Raw genomic sequence first — 21,202 nt, 5'->3', positions numbered from 1 at the left:
CATGAAGACCAGATCGTCCCAACGGATTGTGCTTATCGTCGGCCTGTCGGCCCTGCTCGCCGGCCCCGCCCTCGCCGCCTTTGGCGATAACCCGGAACCTGCCGCCAACGCCTTGAGTGGCGACAGCGCCGCCGGCTCCGCCCTGCCACCGGGGACTTACCCCAGCAGCCCCTCGGACAGCGACAAAAAAACCAAGGACACCGCCAAACCGCCGAGCAAACCCGCCAGGCCGGCTGCCCCCCCTAAAGACGGCAAGGAAAAACCCCGCTCAGGCAGCTGAGGGTTCATCCGCCACCGGCGGCTCGGGCGCCAGCCCCCAGTCGCCATGCTCGTACCAGTCATCCCCGAGCATCTCGGCCGGGTGCATGGTGCGGTCGGCGCCATTGCCGCACGCCAGGTCGGCGGCCGCGCAGTAGCGGTCACAGCCCCAACAGATACGTTCGGGATGCTTGGGGTGCAGCGGGAAAGGCTTGGCCATGAGTCGACTCCCTGGCGACGAACACTCCCTGCAACCTACCCCCATACAGCCTGTACAACCTTGACCGGCATCAAGCCTGGCCAAGATGAAATATCCTCGGAACTTGACAAGAATCATTATTATTTACTGCTGTCCTTCCTAGACTCGGGTTCTCTCTACACCCATCAGGAAGCCTCCATGCGTACCCGTTCTTTGCTGTGCCTTACCCTGCTGCTGAGCACCTCCGTGGCAGCTGCCAAGGAGTACCCCATCGGCGAACCGCAACACTGTCCCGGCCTGGAAATCGGCGCGGTGTACCTGCAACCGATCGAGATGGCACCCGCCGGCATGATGCGCGCCACGGCCGATTCCGATGTGCACCTGGAAGCCGACGTACGCGCCACGGCGGACAACGTCCAAGGGTTTCAGGAAGGCAGTTTCGTGCCCTACCTCAATCTGTCTTTCACCCTGAAGAAAACAGGCAGCGACACCCCCATCAGCGGCGACTTCCACGCCATGGTCGCCAACGACGGGCCGCACTACGGCGATAACGTCAAGCTGCAAGGCCCGGGCAAATACACCCTCACCTTCAACGTATTGCCGCCTGCCGGCCACCACTCCCTGGGCCGTCATACCGACAAGGAAACCGGGGTCGCCCCGTGGTTCGAACGCTGCGAAGTGCACTATGAATTCGTCTACGCCGGCATCGGCAAAAAAGGCGGCTATTGATGCGCCGCGCCCTCTTGCTGGGCGGCCTGCTGCTAAGCGGCGCGGCAGTGGCGGCGCCGTTGCCCACCTATGAGTTGAGCCTGCAGGACGGTCACTTCGACCCGCCACAACTGGTGGTCAAGGCCGATGAGCGTTTCAAGATCGTGCTCAAGAACATCGGCCAAGTCCCGGCCGAATTCGAAAGCACGCCGTTGCGGGTCGAGAAGGTGTTGTCTGCGGGGGTGACCACCTTTGTAGTGATCCACCCGCTCAAGCCGGGGTTGTACCCGTTCTTCGACGAGTTCAACCCGCAATTGCCCGAAGGCAGCATCCTCGCCCAATAGGAGCCGTTGATGAATCAATCGATGTTTATTGTCTGGCGTGAAAGCGTCGAGGCCCTGCTGGTGATCGGTATCCTGCAGGCCTGGATCAGCCGCCAGGCCGGCCATGCGCAACTGGCCCGCTTCCTCTGGGCCGGGGTGTTGCTGGGGTTGCTGTGTTCGGCCGGGCTGGCCGGTTTGATGCTCTGGGCCGGCGACGCCATGACCGGCCCACAGGGCGAGTGGCTGCAAGCGGCGCTGACCCTGTTGGCCAGCGGCTTGATGGTGCAGATGGTGTTCTGGATGCACCGCAACGCGGCCACGCTCAAACACAGCCTGGTACGCGAGGCCGACGAGCGCCTGGCGCGCCAGGGCGGCTGGGGCGTGTTGTTACTGGCGCTGCTGGCGGTGAGCCGCGAAGGCAGTGAAACCGTGGTGTTTTTGTATGGCGCCGGGGCGCGCCTGCACGATGAGGCGCAAGGCCTGTTCGCCGTCGGCGGCCTGCTCGGCCTGGCACTGGCGGGGCTCACGGTCCTGGTGTTGCGCGGCAGTCGGCGCTTTATCTCCTGGTCACTGTTTTTCGCCCTCAGCGAGGCGCTGCTGTTGCTGCTTGGCGGGGCCTTGCTGATCGCGGCAGTGGACCGCATCAGCGGGCAACTGCTGGACATGGACATGCCCGAGTGGGTCTACGCCGCCTTCGGTGAAAGCCGCTGGGACAGCAGCGCACTGCTCAGTGACAGCCATGGCCTCGGCGCACTGCTGGCCGACTTTACCGGCTACCGCGCGGCCCCCAGCCTTATCACCGTGTTGGTACTGCTCGGCTACTGGCTGTGGGTGGGCAACGGCTTGCGTCGCGCCCGGCACGCGGCATGAGCTGGCTGCAGCAACTGGGCGATGGCATGCGCCGCCATGCCCGGCTGATCCGTGCCATGCAATGGGCGGTGGTGCTGGCGTATGCCGTGCTGCTGGTACTGCCCGCCGCGCTGCCGTTGCCGGATAGCCAGGCGCGCATGGTGAACAACCTGACGCTGCTGGCGCAATTTATCTTCTGGGGGATCTGGTGGCCGTTCGTGTTGCTGTCGATGGTGCTGTTCGGGCGCCTGTGGTGTGGCGTGCTGTGCCCGGAGGGTTCGCTGAGCGAGTGGGCCAGCCAGCACGGGCGTGGCCTGGGCATACCGCGCTGGCTGCGTTGGGGCGGCTGGCCGACCCTGGGCTTTTGCCTCACCACGCTCTACGGCCAATTGATCAGCGTGTACGACTACGCCCAGGCAGCATTGCTGATCCTCGGCGGCTCGACGTTGGCGGCGGTGGCGGTCGGCCTGTTGTTCGTGCGCGGCAAGCGCGTGTGGTGCCGCTACCTGTGTCCGGTCAGCGGCGTGTTCGCCCTGCTCGCCCGCCTGGCGCCGGTGCATTTCGCCGTGGATGAACAACGCTGGAAAGCCAACCACGCCCCGCGCCTGCCGCTGCCCAACTGCGCGCCACTCCTGGACATCCGCCGCCTGCAGGGCGCCAGCGACTGCCACGCCTGTGGCCGTTGCAGCGGGCAACGCGGCGCGGTGCAACTGATCGCCCGCTCCTGCAACCAGGAGATTCTCCAGGCGCCGCGTCAACCCGGCTCGCCGTGGGATGCGCGCCTGCTGCTGTTTGGCGTGATCGGCCTGGCCATGGGCGCGTTCCAATGGACCTTGAGCCCGTGGTTTATCGCGCTGAAACAGACACTCGCCGAATGGCTGGTGAGCCGCGACTGGCTGTGGCCGTTGCAAGACAACGCGCCGTGGTGGCTGCTCACCCACTACCCGCCACTCAACGACAGCTTCAGCTGGCTCGATGGCCTGTGCATCCTGCTGTACCTGGCTGGCAGCGCACTGCTGCTCGGCGGTGGCTGCTGGCTGCTGCTGCGCCTGGCCGCGTCTGTGGCCGGCGATCGCGCACTGTTTCGGCCCCTGGCGCTGACACTCACGCCCCTGGGTGGTGCAGGGCTGTTCCTGGGGCTGTCGGCGACGACGGTGAAGTTGTTGCGCTATGAAGGGTTGGCATTGGCGTGGGTGCAACCGGCTCGTGCACTGGTGTTGAGCGCGGCGATTGGCTGGTGCTTGTGGTTGGGGTGGCGACAGCTCCAGGGGCTTGGAATCCGGCGCCGTTGCCTCGGGTGGTTGTGCGTACTGCTGAGCAACGGCCTGGTGGGCTATGGCTGGTGGTTGCAGTTCTGGGGATGGGCTGGCTGATGCACACCGATCCAAATGTGGGAGGGGGCTTGCCCCCGATGAGGGTGGGTCAGTGATACTTGGGTTGACTGACTCACCGCTATCGGGGGCAAGCCCCCTCCCACATTTTTAACCCAGTACACCAGACACAACTCCGGTCGGCTCTAAGGCCGCCGCGCTTTGGCTTTTGATCTCAAATCGCCCCGTCAAACACGCTGGCCAAAGCCGGAGTGAGGGCACACCGAGCCTAGGCGAGGTGCCGAGTGTTGGGGCGAAGCGTTTTTTGGTTACTTTTGGCGCTCTTCCAAAAGTGACCCGCTGTAAGAGCGGAACCCTAAGTGGCCGTGACCGCAGCAACGGATATGTACTCAATCAAATCCAACGACATGGTCGGCCCGAAGGCCGCCACGGAAACAAGCCCCCTGACCGCACCAGCCGAAGTTACACCTTGAACCGCGCCACCGTCTGATGCAGCGTCCCCGCCATCCCGGCCAGGTCGTGCCCGGCCGTCTCGGTGTGTATCGCGCCCTGTAACACCTGCTGGGACAAGTTGCGAATGCCCACCAGGTTGCGATCCACTTCCCGCGCCACCAGCGCCTGCTCTTCGGTGGCGCTGGCAATCATCATATTGCGTTCGTTGATCTGCGAGATCGACCGGGTGATCTCGTCCAGCGCTTCTCCCGAACGTTGCGCCACGCTCAAGGTCGCCTGTACCCGCTCGCTGCTGCTGTGCATGGCGGCCACGGCGTGTTCGGTGTCCTGGCGGATATTGCCGATCATCTGCTCGATCTCCTGGGTCGAGACCTGGGTGCGATGGGCCAACGCGCGCACTTCATCGGCGACCACCGCAAACCCGCGTCCGGCTTCCCCGGCGCGGGCCGCTTCGATGGCCGCGTTCAACGCCAGCAGGTTGGTCTGGTCGGCAATGCTGCGGATCACTTCGAGCACGCTGCTGATGTCTTGCACACGGCCGGCCAACTGCTGGATACGCTCCGAGGTTTCCACCACACCGGTGGCCAAGGTATTGATCGACGCCACGGTTTCCTGCACCTGCGCCTGTCCACGCTGGGCGGTCTGCTCCGACAGGCGCGAGGCTTCGCTGGTGCTCACGGCATTGCGTGCCACCTCGTCGACGGCGGCGGTCATTTCATTCACCGCCGTGGCGGCCTGTTCGATTTCCTGGCCCTGCAACTGCAGGCTGCTGCTGGTCTGGCCGCTGACCGCGCTCAACTCTTCCGACGAGCTGGCAACGCCGTCCACCGACGCGGCGATATGGCGGACCATCTGGTTGAGGCTCTGCTGCATCTGGTGCAGATTGCGCATCACACTGCCGTCGATACTGTTGCCCAACGGCACCTCGAGGGTCAGGTCACCCTCGGCGATATGACTCAACACCCGCGCCACTTCATCCGGCTCGCCGCCCAGCGGGCGGGTAACGCTGCGCGTGACGATCACCGCCGCCACCACCACCAGGGCCAGGCACAGCAGGAACAACCCGAGCATGGTGCGTCGTGCCTCGTCATACAGGGTTTGCGCCGCCTGCTGACGCTCGGCGAACAACCGCCCCTGCATGGCCATCAGCGCATCCAGGCTCTTGAACACCTCAAGCTCGGCCGGGATCACCTGCTGTTTGAGCTGGGCCAGGCCCTGCTCGCGCGCGCCTTGCCGGATCAGCGCCTGCACCTGGGTGAAGGCCGCCACGTAGGCTTCGCGGTGGGTTTTCAAGGTGGCATAGGCGGCCTTGCCTTCGGCGGTGTCGAGCAGCGGTTCGAGGGTGGCGAACGCCTGGGTGATGCGCTCGCGCGTGGTGCCGATGGAGGCCTGGGCCTGTTGGTTGTCCTGGTCGATCAGCAGGTCGCGGGTGTTGCGCCCGTTATCGCGCACCCCGGTGGCGATCACCATGATCGGCGCAATTCTGGGCCAGTCCTGCTGCACGATCTGCTCGGACTGCTGCTTGAGGGTCGCCAGGTCGTGAAGGGCGTAAAACACCAAGCCGACCAGCGCCAGCGGCGCAATCGCGAAGCCGATGACAATGCGTTGTGCCGTGGTTAATTGCTTCATTGTGATAGTCCCTGATGAACACCTGCCCGTCATGGGCAGCATCTATAAAAATCCGCTTGAGGGCGCCGATCACCCTCGCAATACAAAGGCAGGAAACAACTCGCGCAATCGGCTCCATAACTCCGGCAAGGCAGCCTGTGGCGGAGAACTCGACAATTGCGCATCGAGCATGCTGGCCGTGCGCACCATTTGCACCGCAAAGCGTTGCACGCCATTCGCTTGCAAACGCTGGGCCAGCAACAGCAACCGAGGCGGGTCGATCAAATGCCAATGCACCGTGGTGCGGCACTCGTACTCGACGCCGCTGGCCAACAGGGTGTCGAGGCTGCGCCAGTTGGCGGCACCGCTGTTCCTGACCTGGGTAATCGACTGGCAATCCTCGGCCAGCGCCTTGACGTCAAAGCCGACCCAATCGGCATGCCGCAACGCATTGGCAAACCCTGCCGGCTTGATCCCGGCGCTGTGCAGGCCGACACGAAAGCCCATCGCCCGCACTTCATCCATGGCCGCCGGCAAGCCTTCCTGCAAGGTCGGCTCGCCGCCGCTGAACACCACGGCGTCGAGCAAGTCCTTGCGCCGCTGCAAGAACAGCAACACCCGGCGCCAATCCACCTCCGTGCTACCGCGCGGCGGGATCAGGTCCGGGTTGTGGCAGTAACGACAGCGCCAGGCACAGCCCTGGCAAAACAGCACACAGGCGAGCATGCCGGGGTAGTCGAGGGTGGTCAGGGGCACCAGGCCCCCGACCCGTAGCGCTCGACTCATTGGCGCCCGGCCACGGCGGCCGTTTCAGTGAAATGCACGCGTTCCTTGTGCTCGGATTGTTTACCGGGATTGAACGCCGACACGGGCCGGTGATAGCCCATCACCCGGGTCCAGACTTCGCAGCGCTGACGTTGTGGCTGGGATGTTTGCATGGTGAATCTCCTTGCGGGTTGGAAGATCGGTTCAGTGCGCAGCGGCCAGTGCCAGCACTTCATCGCACTTGGGACAGAACTCGTGCTCACCGGCGAGGTAACCGTGCACCGGGCAGATCGAGAACGTCGGGGTGATCGTCAGGTACGGCAGGCGGAAACGTCCCAACGCCTTGCGCACCAGCTGCTTGCAGGCCTGGGCCGAGGAAATCTGCTCGGCCATGTACAGGTGCAACACGGTGCCGCCTGTGTATTTGCATTGCAGTTCGTCTTGCAGCTCCAGGGCTTCGAAGGGGTCCTGGGTAAAGCCCACCGGCAGTTGCGAGGAGTTGGTGTAGTACGGCGCGACGTCGCTGCCGGCCTGCAGGATGTCCGGGTAGCGCTTGCGGTCTTCCTTGGCGAAGCGGTAGGTGGTGCCTTCCGCCGGGGTGGCTTCGAGGTTGTAGAGGTGGCCGGTGTCTTCCTGGAAGCGCAGCAAAGTGGCACGCACATGGTCGAGCAACTTGAGGGCAAATGCGCGGCCTTCCTCGGTGTGCATGCCCTGCTCGTCGCCGGTGAAATTGCGCAGCATCTCGTGCATGCCGTTGAGGCCGATGGTGGAGAAGTGATTGCGCAAGGTGCCGAGGTAACGCTTGGTGTAGGGGTACAAGCCGGCGTCCATATGGTGCTGGATCACCTTGCGCTTGACCTCCAGGCTTTCCATGGCCATGTCCATCAGGCTGTCCAGGCGTTGCAACAGGCCCGAGGTGTCGCCCTTGAACAGGTAGCCGAGGCGTGCGCAGTTGATCGTCACCACGCCGAGGCTGCCGGTCTGCTCCGCCGAACCGAACAACCCACCGCCGCGCTTGAGCAGCTCGCGCACGTCCAGTTGCAGGCGGCAGCACATCGAGCGCACCTGGTTGGGTTGCATATCGGAATTGAGGAAGTTCTGGAAATACGGCAGGCCGTAGCGCGCGGTCATCTCGAACAGACGGTCGGCGTTCTCGCTGTCCCAGGGGAAATCGTGGGTGATGTTGTAGGTGGGAATCGGGAAGGTGAAGACCCGGCCCTTGGCATCGCCGGCCTGCATCACTTCGATATAGGCGCGGTTGATCAGCTCCATTTCCGCTTGCAGGTCGCCATAGGCAAACGGCATTTCCTCACCGCCGATCACCGGTACCTGCTCGCGCAGATCTTCCGGGCACACCCAGTCGAAGGTCAGGTTGGTAAACGGCGTCTGGGTGCCCCAGCGCGACGGCACGTTGAGGTTGTAGATGAACTCCTGCACCGCCTGGCGCACCTCGGCGTAACTCAGTTGATCCTTGCGCACATAGGGCGCCAGGTAGGTATCGAACGAGCTGAACGCCTGGGCGCCGGCCCATTCGTTTTGCAGGGTGCCGAGGAAATTGACCATCTGCCCCAGGGCGCTGCTCAAGTGCTTGGGCGGCCCGGCTTCGACACGGCCCGGCACGCCATTGAGGCCTTCGTGCAACAGCGACCGCAGCGACCAGCCGGCGCAATACCCGGCGAGCATGTCCAGGTCATGGATATGCAGATCCGCCTCGCGGTGCGCACGGCCGATCTGCTGGCTGTAGACCTCGTCGAGCCAATAGTTGGCGGTGACCTTGCCCGACACGTTCAACACCAGCCCGCCCAGGGAATAGCCCTGGTTGGCATTGGCTTGCACACGCCAGTCTTCGCGGTCGAGGTATTCGTTCATCGAGGTGGCGACTTCCACCAGGGTCTTGCGGTCGCGACGCAGGCGGCCGTGTTGTTCGCGGTAGACGATATAGGCGCGCATGGAAAGGAAGTAGCCGGCGTCCATCAATACGCGTTCGACGCTGTCCTGGATTTGTTCGACGTCCAGGTGTTCGATGCCCCTCAGGCGAGCCAGGACAGCGCCCAGTAACAGGTCGACGTCGGCCTCCTGGTACTCGCCGGTGGCGGTACCGGCGGCGGTCAGGGCGTGGTGGATTTTTTCGGCGTTGAAGGGGACCAGGCTGCCGTCGCGTTTGTGTAGGCGGGTGCTGACCAGCGGGGTGAGCGTGTTTTGCATTTTCCGGGCTCCAGGCACTACATGTAGATATTTTTAGGTTTACAGACACAATATGCAGTGAGGTTACGGAGAATGGGGTGGGGGTCCCTTGATCGGGGTCAAGGTTTTTTGATTGGGTACATATCCGTTATTTAGGTAACGGCGGCTTAGGGTTCCGCCCTTACGGCGGGTCACTTTTGGAAAAGAGCCCCAAAAGTAACCAAAAGGGCTCTTGCCCCAACACTCGGCACCTCGCCTAGGCTCGGTGTGCCCGAACGAAGGCTTGAATCCGTGGGCCGCCGTCATGGGCCATCCCTGGCCCAGGACGGCTAACCCGGCGTCCTGCCGGGTTACCCACGGATTCAAGCCTGCGTTCGGCCAGCGTGTTTGACGGGGCGCCTAGGATCAAGATCAAAAGCCAGAGCAAAAGCAGAGCAAAAGCAGACCGAGTTCTAGCTGATATGTGGAGATCCAAATGTGGGAGGGGGCTAGCCCCCGATGAGGGAGTGTCAGTTGATGGATTTGGTACTGACCCACTGCAATCGGGGGCAAGCCCCCTCCCACATTTACCGAGTACACCAGACCCAACTCCGGTCGGCTCTAAGGCCGCCGCGCTTTGGCTCTTGATCTAAAATCGCCCCGTCAAACACGCTGGCCGAACGCAGGCTTTGGAGCGTGGGTAACCCGGCAGGACGCCGGGTTAGCCGCGCTGGGCCATGGATGGCCCATCGCGGCGGCCCACGCTCCAAAGCCTTCGTTCGGGCACACCGAGCCTAGGCGAGGTGCCGAGTGTTGGGGCGAGGACCTTTTGGTTACTTTTGGGTCCCTCCAAAAGTGAGCCGCTGTAAGAGCGGAACCCTAAGCCGCCGTTACCGAAGAAACGGATATGTACTCAATACCACACCACCCCACACACCCCACACACCCCTCACCCCCCTCACCCCCCACTCATATTCATAAACCGCACCACCTGCACCTCCCCCTCCCCACTGAAATCATGCCGCAACGGCTTGCCCTTCAACCCCCTGTGCAACGCCTCGACCAACGGCCCATCCTCCAGCGGATAGCGCCGTAACAACGCGCGAAAATCCAGCGCATCCTCCTGCCCCAGGCACAACAGCAACTGCCCTTCCACCGTCATCCGTACCCGATTACAACCGCCACAGAAATTATGGGAATTTGGCGAAATAAACCCCACCCGCGTCCCAGGATGCCCGGCCAACCGCACATACCGCGCCGGCCCGCCGCTGTTCTCGGTGCTATCGATCAGCCCATGCTCACGGGCAATCACCGCGCGTACTTCATCGCTGGAGCAGAACGTCTCGCCCCGCGATCGCCCCACGTCCCCCAGGGGCATTTCCTCGATAAAACTGATGTCGACACCCTGGTCGATGGCGTACCGCACCAACGCCGGCACCTCGTCGAAGTTGCGCCCTTTCATCACCACGCAGTTGAGCTTGACCCGCTCGAACCCCGCATCCCGCGCGGCCTCGATACCGTCCAGCACCTGGCGCAGGTCTCCGTTACGGGTAATCCCGCGAAAGCGTTGCGCATCCAGGCTGTCGAGGCTGATGTTCATGCGCTTGACCCCCGCCTCCACCAATGGCCGCGCCAGTCGCGCCAACTGCGAGCCATTGCTGGTCATCACCAGTTCACGCAAGCCCGGCAGTGCCGCGATGTTGCGGCACAGCCCGACAATGCCCGGGCGAATCAGCGGTTCGCCCCCGGTGAGGCGGATCTTGCGCACGCCCTGCCCCACGAACAGCGCGGCCAGGCGTTGCAGTTCTTCCAGGGTCAACACCTGCTGGCGCGGCAGGAATGTCATGTTTTTCGCCATGCAGTACACACAACGAAAATCGCAACGGTCGGTCACCGACAAACGCAGGTAATCGATCGAACGGCCCACCCCATCCACCAGGCTCATGTCACTGCACCAACGGTGAGTCGGCGCCCTGCAGCGCGATGCCGCGGATGTCCGCCGCGCCGATCAGGGTTTGCAGGTACTGCACCAATGCCTTCTGCCACACCCCTTGCTGCAACTGGGTGCGAATCGCGACGGCTACCGCTTCATACGGCAACGGCTGGCCTTCGATACGCTGGTCGACACTGATCACATGCCAGCCGTAGCGGCTCTCCAGCGGTTTGGCGGCCAAACCTGGGGCCAGGGTGAACAACTGGCGCTCCAACTCCGGCACGGTCTGGCCTTTGCTCACCTGGCCCAGCGAACCACCCTGTGCCTTGGACGGGCAGGCCGAGTACTTGAGCGCCAGTTCGGCAAACTGGCCCGGATGTTCTTCCAGCGTCAGCAGCAGGACTTCGGCCTGGGTGTGCGCCAGGTGGCGCGCCTCGGCGTCGTCCGGCGCGCACTCGAGCAGGATATGCCGCACCGCCAGCAACGGCGCGCTGTGAAAGCGCCCACGGTTGTTCTCGAAGTAGCGCACGCAGGTGGCTTCGTCGCAGTCGGGCACCGTCACCTCACGCTCCAGCAGCAGGCGCGTGGCGGCTTCTTCTTCGTTCTCGCCGGCGGCGATTTCCACCGCCAGGCCCAGCTCGGCGATCCGCTGTTGCAACAGCTCGCGGATCACCAGCGCGCGGGCGGCCAGGTACACCGCTTCCTCGCGGCTGGCGGCCGGGTGGTATTGCAACTCCAGGGCCATGGCCTCGGGCGTGACCGCCACGCCGTTGACGCTGATGATCGGCCATTCCTGTTCACTGCTGGCGATCAATTCCGGCGCCTTGATCTCCTCGAAAGAGGCCTGGGCCACAGCCTCGGCCATCACCGGTTCCTTGGCCGACGAGCCGCAACCACCGCTGCCGCCGTTACCGCCACCACATCCGCATCCTGTAGTCATGACGTTCTCCTCAATACTTCTGCCGCACGATTTGATAACGACGCCCCAGGTACCAGATCGGCGCGCTGACCATGTGCACCAGGCGGGTAAACGGGAACAGCACAAACAGGGTCAAGCCCAGCGCCACGTGGGCCTTGTAGATCAGCGACACCGGCGCAATCGACTCGGCCGCTTCCACCGGCCGCAACAGCACCACGTTCTGCGCCCAGTCGGCGAGCATCACCATCACCGAGCCGTCCATATGCCCGGTGGAGGCGACGATGGTCAGCAGGCCCAGCAGCAACTGCGCCAGCAACACCAGCAGGATCAAGATGTCCGACGGGCTCGAGGTCGCCCGCACGCGCGGGTCCCCCAGGCGACGCTTGACCAGCATCAGCAGGCCCACCAGGCACAGCAGGCCGAAGAAGCCACCCGAGACCATCGCCAGCAACTGCTTGTGCTCAGTGCTGATCACATGGTGGTAAACCGACGCCGGGGTCAGCAGGCCGACAAAATGCCCGGCCAGCACGAACAGCACGCCGATGTGGAAAAAATTGCTCGCCACGCGCATGCCCCGGTTGTTGAGCATCTGGCTGGAACCGGCCTTCCAGGTGTACTGCGACAGGTCGAACCGTGCCCAACTGCCCAACAGGCAGATCGCCAGGGCCACATAGGGGTACACCCCGAATACCAGCAAATTCCACTTAGACATTACCCACCTCCCCGGCGGGCGCTGCGGCCCGGCCTTCTTGCTGAAAATCCACCCAGTGCAACGGCACCGCGCTTTCTTCGCGGGCCTTGCCCGGACTGCTCGGCATCGAGCTGCAGCGGTCCTGTTGCTCAGCCTGCATAAAGTCCACCGCTTCCTCTTCCCAGATTTTGTCCAGGGCTTCGAGGGAGTCGTCGCGCGGTTCGGCGGCGACCTGGGCACGCAGTTCGGCCACGGCCTGGTGCGGCTCGGCGCCGGCAATCTGCAACAGCGCACGGAAGCAACTGGCATAGCCGCTCTCACGCTCGTCGAGACGCGCAGCGAGTAAGGCCAGCAGGTGCGCCACGTCCGCCAGGCCCTCGCGGGCCTCGATGTCTTCGCGGGTGGACAGGAACTCCAGGTACAACGGGATGTAGTCCGGCAGCTCCTTGACGCCGATGGCAAAGCCGGCTTCTTCGTACTGGGCCATCATGTCGACCATGGCCTGGCCACGGTCGCGGGACTCGCCGTGCACGTGTTCGAACAACAACAGCGACAGCGAACGGCCCCGGCCAAACAGCGCGCCGTAGTGTTCCTGGCCGTCCATCAGGTCATTGGCGCAGATCAGTTCCAGCAGCTCGAACAACGCACCGCGCTGCTTGGGGCTGATTTCCCGGGATTCGAGAATCGCCTGTTCCAGTTCGTCGCGGCCGTTCACCAAGGTTTCAGTGGGGTAGTCCAGCAGCAACGAAATCACTTTAAGAATGCGCATGGCTCAGTCCTCCCAGATCTGGACGGTTTTCAGCACGTCACGGCGGTTGGCTTTCTTGGCGCCGAACATGTTGGTGTCGGAGCTGCCGCTGCAACCGCTGCCGAAGCTGAAACCACAGCCGGAGCGTTCGGCGAACGCGTCGCTCATGGCGTCTTCACGGTGGGCGCTCGGTACCACGAAGCGGTCTTCGTAGTTGGCGATGGCCAGGTAGCGGTACATCTCTTCCACCTGTTCAACGCTCAGGCCGACGTCTTCGAGCACTTGCAGGTCCTGTACGCCATCGACTTGCTGGGAGCGTTTGTAGGCGCGCATCGCCAACAAGCGCTTGAGTGCACGCTTGACCGGTTTTTCATCGCCGGCGGTGAGCATGTTCGCCAGGTAACGCAGCGGAATACGCAGGCTGTCCACATCCGGGATCACCCCGTTCATGCCCACGGTGCCGGCCGCGGCGGCGTTCTGGATCGGTGACAGCGGCGGCACGTACCAGACCATCGGCAAGGTGCGGTATTCCGGGTGCAGCGGCAGCGCCAGCTTCCAGTCGACGGCCATTTTGTACACCGGCGAACGCTGGGCCGAGTCGATCACCGACTGCGGCACGCCATCGGCCAGGGCCTGGCGAATCACCGCCGGGTCATTCGGGTCGAGGAAGATCTCCAGTTGCTTCTCGTACAGGTCCTGCTCGTTGGCGGTGCTGGCCACTTCGCTGATACGGTCGGCGTCGTACAGCAACACACCGAGGTAGCGAATCCGACCCACGCAGGTTTCGGCGCACACGGTCGGCATACCGGCTTCGATACGCGGGTAGCAGAAGATGCACTTCTCGGATTTGCCGCTCTTCCAGTTGAAGTAGATTTTCTTGTACGGGCAACCGCTGATGCACATGCGCCAGCCCCGGCACTTCTCCTGGTCGATCAGCACGATGCCGTCTTCTTCACGCTTGTAGATCGCACCGCTCGGGCAGGATGCCGCACACGCCGGGTTGAGGCAGTGCTCGCACAGGCGCGGCAGGTACATCATGAAGGTGTTTTCGTACTCGCCATAAATGTCGGCCTGGATCTGGTCGAAGTTCTTGTCCTTGCGACGCTTGGCGAATTCGGTACCGAGGATTTCCTCCCAGTTCGGGCCCCACTCGATCTTTTCCATGCGCTTGCCGGACACCAGCGAACGCGGGCGCGCGGTCGGCTGGTGCTCGCCCAATGGCGCGGTGTGCAAGTGCTGATAGTCGAAGTCGAACGGCTCGTAGTAGTCGTCCAGGCTTGGCAGGTCGGGGTTGGCGAAGATGTTCGCCAACACGCGGAACTTGCCGCCGATGCGGGGGTTGATCGAGCCGTTGGCGTTGCGTACCCAGCCGCCCTTCCACTTGTCCTGGTTCTCCCACTCTTTGGGGTAGCCGATGCCGGGCTTGGACTCGACGTTGTTGAACCAGGCGTATTCCATGCCTTCACGGCTGGTCCACACGTTTTTGCAGGTGATGGAACAGGTGTGGCAGCCGATGCATTTGTCCAGGTTGAGGACCATGCCGATCTGTGAGCGAATTTTCATCTCAGTTCTCCTCGATGTCAGTCGGCAATGGGCGCGGCAAATCATCACCGCTGGAGCCATCGAGCCAGTCGACCTTGGCCATCTTGCGCACCACGACAAACTCATCGCGGTTGCAACCGACCGTGCCGTAGTAGTTGAAACCGTAGGCCTGCTGGGCATAGCCGCCGATCATGTGGGTCGGCTTGAGCACCACGCGGGTCACCGAGTTGTGGTGGCCGCCCCGGGTCTTGGTGGTTTCCGAACCCGGCACGTTCACGATGCGTTCCTGGGCGTGGTACATCATCACCATGCCTTCCTTGACGCGCTGGCTGACCACCGCACGGGCGGTCAATGCGCCGTTGACGTTGAAGCATTCGATCCAGTCGTTGTCTTCGATGCCCGCGCGCTTGGCGTCGATTTCCGAGAGCCACACGATCGGTCCGCCACGGCTCAGGGTGAGCATCAGCAGGTTGTCGCTGTAGGTGCTGTGGATGCCCCACTTCTGGTGTGGGGTGATCCAGTTCAGCACGATCTCGGTCTCGCCATTGCTGCGCTTGCCCTTCACGCCTTCGATGGTGCGGGTGTTGACCGGTGGCCGGTAGCTCATCAGCTGCTCGCCGAACGCCTGCATCCACGGGTGATCCTGGTAGAACTGCTGGCGGCCGGTGATGGTGCGCCATGGGATGTTTTCATGGACGTTGGTGTAGCCGGCGTTGTAGCTCACATGCTCGTCTTCCAGGCCTGACCAGGTCGGGCTGGAGATGATCTTGCGCGGCTGCGCCTGGATGTCGCGGAAGCGAATCGCTTCGTGGGCCTTGGAGATCGCCAGGTGGCTATGGTCGATGCCGGTGAATTCCGACAGCGCGGCCCAGGCTTTCAAGGCGACCTTGCCGTTGGTTTCCGGGGCCAGGGACAGGATCACTTCGGCGGCGTCGATGGCCGTGTCGATTTTCGGCCGGCCGTGGCTGATGCCCGCAGCGCTTTCGTGATGGTTCAGCTCGCCGAGGAACTCGACTTCTTCGTCGGTGTTCCAGTTGATGCCCTTGCCGCCGTTGCCGAGTTTTTCCAGCATGGGGCCCAGGGACGAGAACTGCTTGTAGATGTTCGGGTAGTCGCGCTCCACCACCGCCATGTTCGGCGCGTTCTTGCCCGGCACCGGCGCCACACCGGCGCTTTTCCAGTCGGTGCCGCCAAACGGCTGGGCCAGTTCGCCGACGCTGTCGTGCATCAACGGGACGGTGACCAGGTCTTGCTCCACGCCCAGGTGGCCGACCGACATGGCCGAGAACGCCTTGGCGATGCCCTTGTAGATTTCCCAGTCGGAACGCGACTCCCACGCCGGGTCGATGGCCGCCGACAACGGGTGAATGAACGGGTGCATGTCCGAGGTGTTCATGTCGTCTTTTTCGTACCAGGTGGCAGTCGGCAAGACGATGTCGGAATACACGCAGGTGGAGGACATGCGGAAGTCGAGGGTGGTCACCAGGTCGAGCTTGCCGATGGCGCCGTCTTCGACCCATTCGGCCTCAGTGGGCTTGCATTCGGTGCTGTGGCCGATGTCTTCGTTCATCACGCCGTTCTTGGTGCCCAACAGGTACTTGAGCATGTACTCATGGCCCTTGCCCGAGGAACCGAGCAGGTTGGAGCGCCAGATAAACATGTTGCGCGGGAAGTTCACCGGGCTGTCCGGCTGTTCGCAGGCGAAGCGCAGGCTGCCGTCCTGCCAGGATTTGACCACGTAGTCCTTCGGCGTCATGCCGGCTGCAGCCGCATCACGGCAAATGTGCAGCGGGTTGGTGTTGAGCTGTGGCGCACTCGGCAACCAGCCGGCGCGTTCGGCGCGGATGTTGTAGTCCAGGGCGTGTTCCGGGAATTGCGACTTGTCGGCCAGGGGCGAGAGCACGTCGTGCATGCTCATTTTCTCGTGGCGCCATTGCGAGCTGTGGCCGTAGAAGAAGCTGGTGCCGTTCATCTGGCGTGGCGGGCGGTTCCAGTCGAGGCCGAAGGCCAGGGGCAGCCAGCCGCATTGCGGGCGCAGTTTTTCCTGGCCGACGTAGTGGGCCCAGCCGCCGCCGGTCTGGCCGACGCAACCGCAGAGCATGAGCATATTGATCAGCCCGCGGTAGTTCATGTCCATGTGGTACCAGTGGTTCATCGCCGCGCCGACGATGATCATCGAACGGCCCTTGGTCTTGTCGGCGTTGTCGGCGAACTCACGGGCGATCTGGATGGCTTTCTCGCGGCTGACACCGGTGATCGCTTCCTGCCACGCCGGGGTGCCCGGCACGCTGGCGTCGTCGTAGTCCCTGGCCACGTTCTGGCCGCCCAGGCCACGGTCGATGGCCAGGTTGGCGGCGGACAGGTCGAACACAGTCGCCACTTTGGCCACGCTGCCGTCAGCCAGGGTCACGCTGTGCACCGGCACGCGGCGGAACTGCACGGCATCGCCGGCCACGTGCTGGAAGTGCTCGTGGGCTTCGCCGGCAAAATACGGGAAGGCCACTTCGGCGATGTCGTCGCCGATCAAGCTGAGTTTCAGGTCGATGGCACGGCCTTCACCGCCCTCCTTGGCGAGGATGTTCCACTTGCCCTTCTCGCCCCAGCGGTAGCCGATGGAGCCTTGTGGCGACACCAGTTCACCGCTTTCGTCGAGGGCGATGGTTTTCCATTCCGGGTTGTTGTCCTGGCCGAGGTTGCCGGTGAGGTCCGAGGCACGCAGGAAGCGGTCGGGCTGGAAGCCGGCGCCGGGCGCGAACCCGGTCATCGGCTTGAGCATCACCAGCACCGGCAAGTCGGTAAAGCGCTTGGCGTAGTCGGTGAAGTAGGCGCTCGGTTTATCCAGGTGAAATTCCTTGAAGATCACATGGTTGAAGGCCTGGGCCAACGCGGCGTCGGTGCCCTGCTTGGGGTTGAGCCACAGATCGGTGAGCTTGGCCACTTCCGAATAGTCCGGGGTGATGGCCACGGTCTTGGTGCCCTTGTAGCGCACCTCGGTGAAGAAGTGCGCGTCCGGGGTACGGGTCTGCGGGACGTTGGAACCCCAGGCGATGATGTAGTTGGAGTTGTACCAGTCGGCCGATTCGGGCACGTCGGTCTGCTCGCCCCACACCATCGGCGAGGCCGGAGGCAGGTCGCAGTACCAGTCGTAGAAGCTCAGGCACACGCCGCCGAGCAGCGACAGGTAACGCGAACCCGCCGCGTAGCTGACCATCGACATGGCCGGGATCGGCGAGAAGCCGACGATGCGGTCCGGGCCGTATTGCTTGATGGTGTAGACGTTGGAGGCGGCGATGATCTCGTTGACCTCCTCCCAGTTCGAGCGAATGAAACCGCCCATGCCGCGCTTGCTCTTGTACGAGTCGGCCTTGACCTTGTCCTCGACGATGCTCGCCCACGCCTCCACCGGCGACAGGGTCTGGCGCGCCTCACGCCACAGCTTGAGCAGCGGCTTGCGGATCTTCGGGTACTTGAGGCGGTTGGCGCTGTAGATGTACCAGCTGTAGCTGGCACCCCGTGGGCAGCCGCGCGGCTCATGGTTGGGCAGGTCGTTGCGGGTGCGCGGGTAGTCGGTCTGCTGGGTTTCCCAGGTGATCAGGCCGTTCTTCACGTAGATCTTCCACGAGCACGAGCCGGTGCAGTTCACGCCGTGGGTGGAGCGCACGATCTTGTCGTACTGCCAGCGCGAACGGTAGACGTTTTCCCAGTCGCGGGACTCCTTGCGGGTCTCGCCGTGACCGTCGGAGAATTCGTTTTGCTTGCGGTTGAAGAACCGCAGTTGATCCAGTAAGTGACTCATGATGCTTTCCTCATCAGGCGTGCCGTGGGGTGCGTTGCCCCGCGAATTCGTGGTCGATCAGCAGGGTGTGGCGCAGCCTTTGCGGGCGTACCACCACCAGGTCACGACGATGCAGCTCAGGTAGAAACCGACAAACATGTAGAAGGCCATCGCCGGGCTGCCAGTGGCGGCCATGGACGTGCCGAAGGACTTGGGAATGAAGAACGCACCGAAGGCGCCCATGGCCGAACTGAAGCCCAGCACCGCGGCGGATTCCTTACCGGCATCCTTGATCGCCTGCTCGCGCTCGGCGGCGGACTTACCGGCACTGGCCTTCTCGTGCTGGGTGCGGAAGATCACCGGGATCATGCGGAAGGTGGAGCCGTTGCCGACGCCGGTGGTGATGAACAGCAGCATGAACATACCGAGGAAGCCGTAGAAGCTGCCGCCCTGCCCGTTCTGCGGCAAAAAGTGCAGCACGCCGAACACCATCACGATCATCAGCACGAAGTTCCACAAGGTCACCCGTGCGCCGCCCAGCTTGTCCGCCAGCCAGCCGCCGAGTGGGCGTACCAGGGCGCCGACCAGCGGGCCGAGGAAGGCGAATTTCAGCGCCACCACGTCGGGGAACGAGGTCTTGATCAGCAGCGGGAACGCCGCCGAAAAACCGATGAATGAGCCGAAAGTCGCCAGGTACAACCAGCACATCAGCCAGTTGTGCTTGCGCTTGAAGATCACCGCCTGCTCGCTGAACGAAGCGCGGGCGCTGGACAGGTCATTCATGCCGAACCAGGCCGCCACGGTGACGGTGAGGATAAACGGCACCCAGATGAAACCGGCGTTCTGCAGCCAGAGTTGACTGCCATCCGCCAAGGTCTGCGGTTGGCCGCCCACCAGGCCGAACACGCCGAACGTGATCACCAGCGGCACGCAGAACTGCATCACCGATACCCCCAGGTTGCCGAGGCCGGCGTTCAGGCCCAGGGCCGTGCCTTGCTGCGACTTGGGGTAGAAGAAGCTGATGTTGGACATGCTCGAGGCAAAGTTGCCGCCGCCGAAACCGCACAGCAGCGCGATCAGTACAAACACGCTGTAGGGGGTGTTGGGGTCTTGCACCGCAAAGCCCATCCACAGCGACGGCAGCAGCAGCGACGCGGTGCTCAGGGCGGTCCAGCGGCGGCCGCCGAAGATCGGCACCATGAACGAGTAGAACACCCGCAAGGTGGCACCGGACAGGCCCGGCAACGCCGCCAGCCAGAACAACTGGTCGGTGCTGAAGGTAAAGCCGATGGCGTTCAGGCGCACGATCACCGTGCTCCACACCATCCACACGGCGAAGGCCAGCAACAGCGCAGGGATCGAGATCCACAGGTTGCGGGTCGCGGTCTTCTTGCCGCTGGCGCCCCAGAACGCCGGGTCTTCAGGGCGCCAGTCGTGGATCACCGGCCCCGAGCCGGGCTTTTGCGCGATGGACATGTTCATTCTCCTTGGAGAGGTTGGGCGGTTTTGCCCAACAGCGGTTGCTTGCGCATTTCGCTGAAGTACATCCAGGTCAGGGACACCCAGACCACGCCGTACATCAACATGAAGCAGGACGAGCGCACGCCGGTGAGGTCCACCAGGGCGCCAAACAGGATCGGCAGCACAAAGCCGCCCAGGCCACCGGCCAGGCCGACGATGCCGGACACCGCGCCCATGTTCTGTGGGTAGTCATTGGCGATGTACTTGAACACCGAGGCCTTGCCGAACGCGAAGGCGATGCCCATCACGAACAGCAGCACGGTGAACAGGGTGGCGTTGAGGCCGATATGGAAATCCAGGGGACCGTTGACGGTCTGCACCTGCAATTGGGTCTGCGGGTAGCTGAGCAGGAACAGGCAGATCCAGCTCACCCACAGCACCCACCAGGTCACGCTCTGGGCGCCCCAGCGGTCGGACATCCAGCCGCCTACCGCACGCAGCACGCCGCCGGGCAGGGAGAAACACGCGGCCAGCAACGCGGCGCTTTGCAGGCTGAAGCCGTATTCCTGCACGTAGTACTTGGTCATCCACAGCGCCAGGGCCACATAGCCGCCGAACACAATCGAGTAGTACTGGCAGTAGCGCCACACGGCCGGGTCTTTCAGGCACAGCAGCTGCTGGCGCAGGGTGGCGCCGCCGGCACTGCGGTGGGCCTTGTTCTCGCTGGTGAGGAACCAGAACAGTAGCGCGGTGATAAACAGGATCGCGCCGAACACCTTGGGCACCAGGTGCCAGGTGCCGAGGGCGATCAGCGCCGGGGCCAGGAACTTGGTGACGGCGGCGCCCGCGTTGCCGGCGCCGAACACGCCCATGGCAAAGCCCTGGTTGTCTTTGTCGAACCACTTGGCCACGTAGGCGATGCCCACCGAAAACGAACCGCCGGCCAGGCCGACGAACAGGCCCAGCACCAGGAACTGCCAATAGGCGGTGGCGTAGGTGATCAGGTACAGCGGCAGCACACAGGCGAGCATCAACAGGAAGAACACGATGCGCCCGCCGAAGCGGTCAGTCAGCAGGCCCAGGGGCAGGCGTACCAGGGAGCCGGTCAATACCGGGGTAGCGGCCAGCAGGCCGAACTGGGTTTCGTTGAGTTGCAACAGCTCTTTGATGGGTACGCCCAGCACGGCGAACATCATCCACACCATAAAGCAGACGGTGAAGGCGAGTGTGCTCATGCCCAGCACCAGGCCTTGTCTTATACGGGGTTGAGTCACGGTATGCGCTCCAGAAAGTGATTCCATGGGCGCAGGTTAGGGGCGACACCCCCGTGGAACTTGACCCAGGTCAACGTCCGCCTGGGGGGTATGGGGCTATGCTGGCCCCACATACCTCTAAGGAGGTAGTCTTAACAACAAGAGAAAGTCTTTATTTATCAATGGATTGGTCTCTTGTGCCGGCGTTTTCCCGTGGGAGGGT

At 63.3% G+C, this 21,202-nt stretch carries 18 protein-coding genes; 5 read left to right on the top strand and 13 right to left on the bottom strand.

All coding sequences use genetic code 11. From position 1 onward, the window contains the following. Window position 1 precedes the first annotated feature (1 nt). A complete protein-coding gene (locus C8K58_RS01555; RefSeq protein ID WP_027607160.1) occupies window positions 2-280 on the top strand; it encodes a hypothetical protein in 279 nt (92 codons plus the stop codon). Here C8K58_RS01555 and C8K58_RS01550 read toward each other — a convergent pair. Beyond that, entirely contained in the window at window positions 269-478 is a 210-nt protein-coding gene (locus C8K58_RS01550; protein ID WP_027607161.1) for a DUF3079 domain-containing protein, read from the bottom strand. The genes C8K58_RS01555 and C8K58_RS01550 overlap by 12 nt on opposite strands. Window positions 479-655: 177 nt before the next feature. Between C8K58_RS01550 and C8K58_RS01545 the strand changes: the two genes are divergently transcribed. Genes C8K58_RS01545 through C8K58_RS01530 form a run of 4 tightly spaced genes read left to right on the top strand, consistent with a single transcriptional unit; the run spans window position 656 to window position 3,710 of the window. Then, window positions 656-1,186 carry an iron transporter gene (locus C8K58_RS01545; RefSeq protein WP_027607162.1) on the top strand — a complete coding sequence of 177 codons (531 nt, stop codon included), beginning with the start codon at window positions 656-658 and terminating at the stop codon, window positions 1,184-1,186. Beyond that, the gene (locus C8K58_RS01540) at window positions 1,186-1,509 is read left to right on the top strand and encodes a cupredoxin domain-containing protein (RefSeq protein ID WP_108572791.1); all 324 of its coding nucleotides are present in this window, start codon (window positions 1,186-1,188) and stop codon (window positions 1,507-1,509) included. Before C8K58_RS01545 ends, C8K58_RS01540 begins: the two co-directional genes overlap by 1 nt. A 9-nt stretch (window positions 1,510-1,518) precedes the next feature. Further along, entirely contained in the window at window positions 1,519-2,358 is an 840-nt protein-coding gene (locus C8K58_RS01535) for an FTR1 family protein (protein ID WP_027607164.1), read from the top strand. Next, window positions 2,355-3,710, top strand: coding sequence for a 4Fe-4S binding protein (locus C8K58_RS01530; protein ID WP_027607165.1), 1,356 nt, complete (start codon window positions 2,355-2,357; stop codon window positions 3,708-3,710). Before C8K58_RS01535 ends, C8K58_RS01530 begins: the two co-directional genes overlap by 4 nt. A 420-nt stretch (window positions 3,711-4,130) precedes the next feature. On the opposite strand, the gene C8K58_RS01525 is transcribed toward C8K58_RS01530, so the two are convergent. The 12 genes from C8K58_RS01525 to C8K58_RS01460 all read right to left on the bottom strand — a co-directional run bounded on the left by C8K58_RS01525 (window position 4,131) and on the right by C8K58_RS01460 (window position 21,000). After that, the gene (locus C8K58_RS01525) at window positions 4,131-5,750 is read right to left on the bottom strand and encodes a methyl-accepting chemotaxis protein (protein WP_027607166.1); all 1,620 of its coding nucleotides are present in this window, start codon (window positions 5,748-5,750) and stop codon (window positions 4,131-4,133) included. A gap of 69 nt (window positions 5,751-5,819) precedes the next feature. Further along, window positions 5,820-6,515: an anaerobic ribonucleoside-triphosphate reductase activating protein gene (locus tag C8K58_RS01520; protein ID WP_043293716.1), complete on the bottom strand. Its 696-nt coding sequence runs from the start codon at window positions 6,513-6,515 to the stop codon at window positions 5,820-5,822. After that, window positions 6,512-6,667, bottom strand: a complete 156-nt coding sequence (nrdD, locus tag C8K58_RS01515; protein ID WP_027607168.1) for an anaerobic ribonucleoside-triphosphate reductase — start codon at window positions 6,665-6,667, stop codon at window positions 6,512-6,514. The genes C8K58_RS01520 and nrdD overlap by 4 nt, the downstream gene beginning before the upstream one ends. Before the next feature lie 31 nt (window positions 6,668-6,698). Next, on the bottom strand, window positions 6,699-8,699 hold the full coding sequence (locus tag C8K58_RS01510; RefSeq protein WP_027607169.1) for a ribonucleoside triphosphate reductase: 2,001 nt from the start codon (window positions 8,697-8,699) through the stop codon (window positions 6,699-6,701). A gap of 916 nt (window positions 8,700-9,615) precedes the next feature. Continuing rightward, a complete protein-coding gene (gene moaA / locus C8K58_RS01495; RefSeq protein WP_092357302.1) occupies window positions 9,616-10,602 on the bottom strand; it encodes a GTP 3',8-cyclase MoaA in 987 nt (328 codons plus the stop codon). A 1-nt stretch (window position 10,603) separates the two neighbouring features. Next, window positions 10,604-11,530, bottom strand: coding sequence for a peptidylprolyl isomerase (locus C8K58_RS01490; RefSeq protein WP_027607171.1), 927 nt, complete (start codon window positions 11,528-11,530; stop codon window positions 10,604-10,606). Window positions 11,531-11,540: 10 nt separating this feature from the next. Next, window positions 11,541-12,221, bottom strand: coding sequence for a respiratory nitrate reductase subunit gamma (gene narI, locus C8K58_RS01485; RefSeq protein ID WP_027607172.1), 681 nt, complete (start codon window positions 12,219-12,221; stop codon window positions 11,541-11,543). Continuing rightward, complete coding sequence (narJ, locus tag C8K58_RS01480; protein ID WP_027607173.1) at window positions 12,214-12,969, bottom strand: nitrate reductase molybdenum cofactor assembly chaperone; 756 nt, start codon at window positions 12,967-12,969, stop codon at window positions 12,214-12,216. Before narJ ends, narI begins: the two co-directional genes overlap by 8 nt. 3 nt (window positions 12,970-12,972) lie before the next feature. Next, on the bottom strand, window positions 12,973-14,511 hold the full coding sequence (gene narH, locus C8K58_RS01475) for a nitrate reductase subunit beta (protein ID WP_027607174.1): 1,539 nt from the start codon (window positions 14,509-14,511) through the stop codon (window positions 12,973-12,975). A gap of 1 nt (window position 14,512) precedes the next feature. Beyond that, window positions 14,513-18,286, bottom strand: a complete 3,774-nt coding sequence (locus tag C8K58_RS01470; RefSeq protein WP_092357304.1) for a nitrate reductase subunit alpha — start codon at window positions 18,284-18,286, stop codon at window positions 14,513-14,515. Between the two features lie 57 nt (window positions 18,287-18,343). Then, on the bottom strand, window positions 18,344-19,741 hold the full coding sequence (locus C8K58_RS01465; protein ID WP_092357306.1) for a NarK family nitrate/nitrite MFS transporter: 1,398 nt from the start codon (window positions 19,739-19,741) through the stop codon (window positions 18,344-18,346). A gap of 2 nt (window positions 19,742-19,743) precedes the next feature. Beyond that, complete coding sequence (locus C8K58_RS01460; protein ID WP_092357308.1) at window positions 19,744-21,000, bottom strand: nitrate/nitrite transporter; 1,257 nt, start codon at window positions 20,998-21,000, stop codon at window positions 19,744-19,746. Window positions 21,001-21,202 lie beyond the last annotated feature (202 nt).

The sequence above is a fragment of the Pseudomonas sp. GV047 genome (assembly GCF_003058245.1).
In the GTDB taxonomy this organism is placed as follows: Bacteria; Pseudomonadota; Gammaproteobacteria; order Pseudomonadales; family Pseudomonadaceae; genus Aquipseudomonas; species Aquipseudomonas marginalis.
The sequence above is the reverse complement of the archived record's forward strand: the minus strand, read 5'-3'. Positions and strand labels throughout refer to the sequence as shown.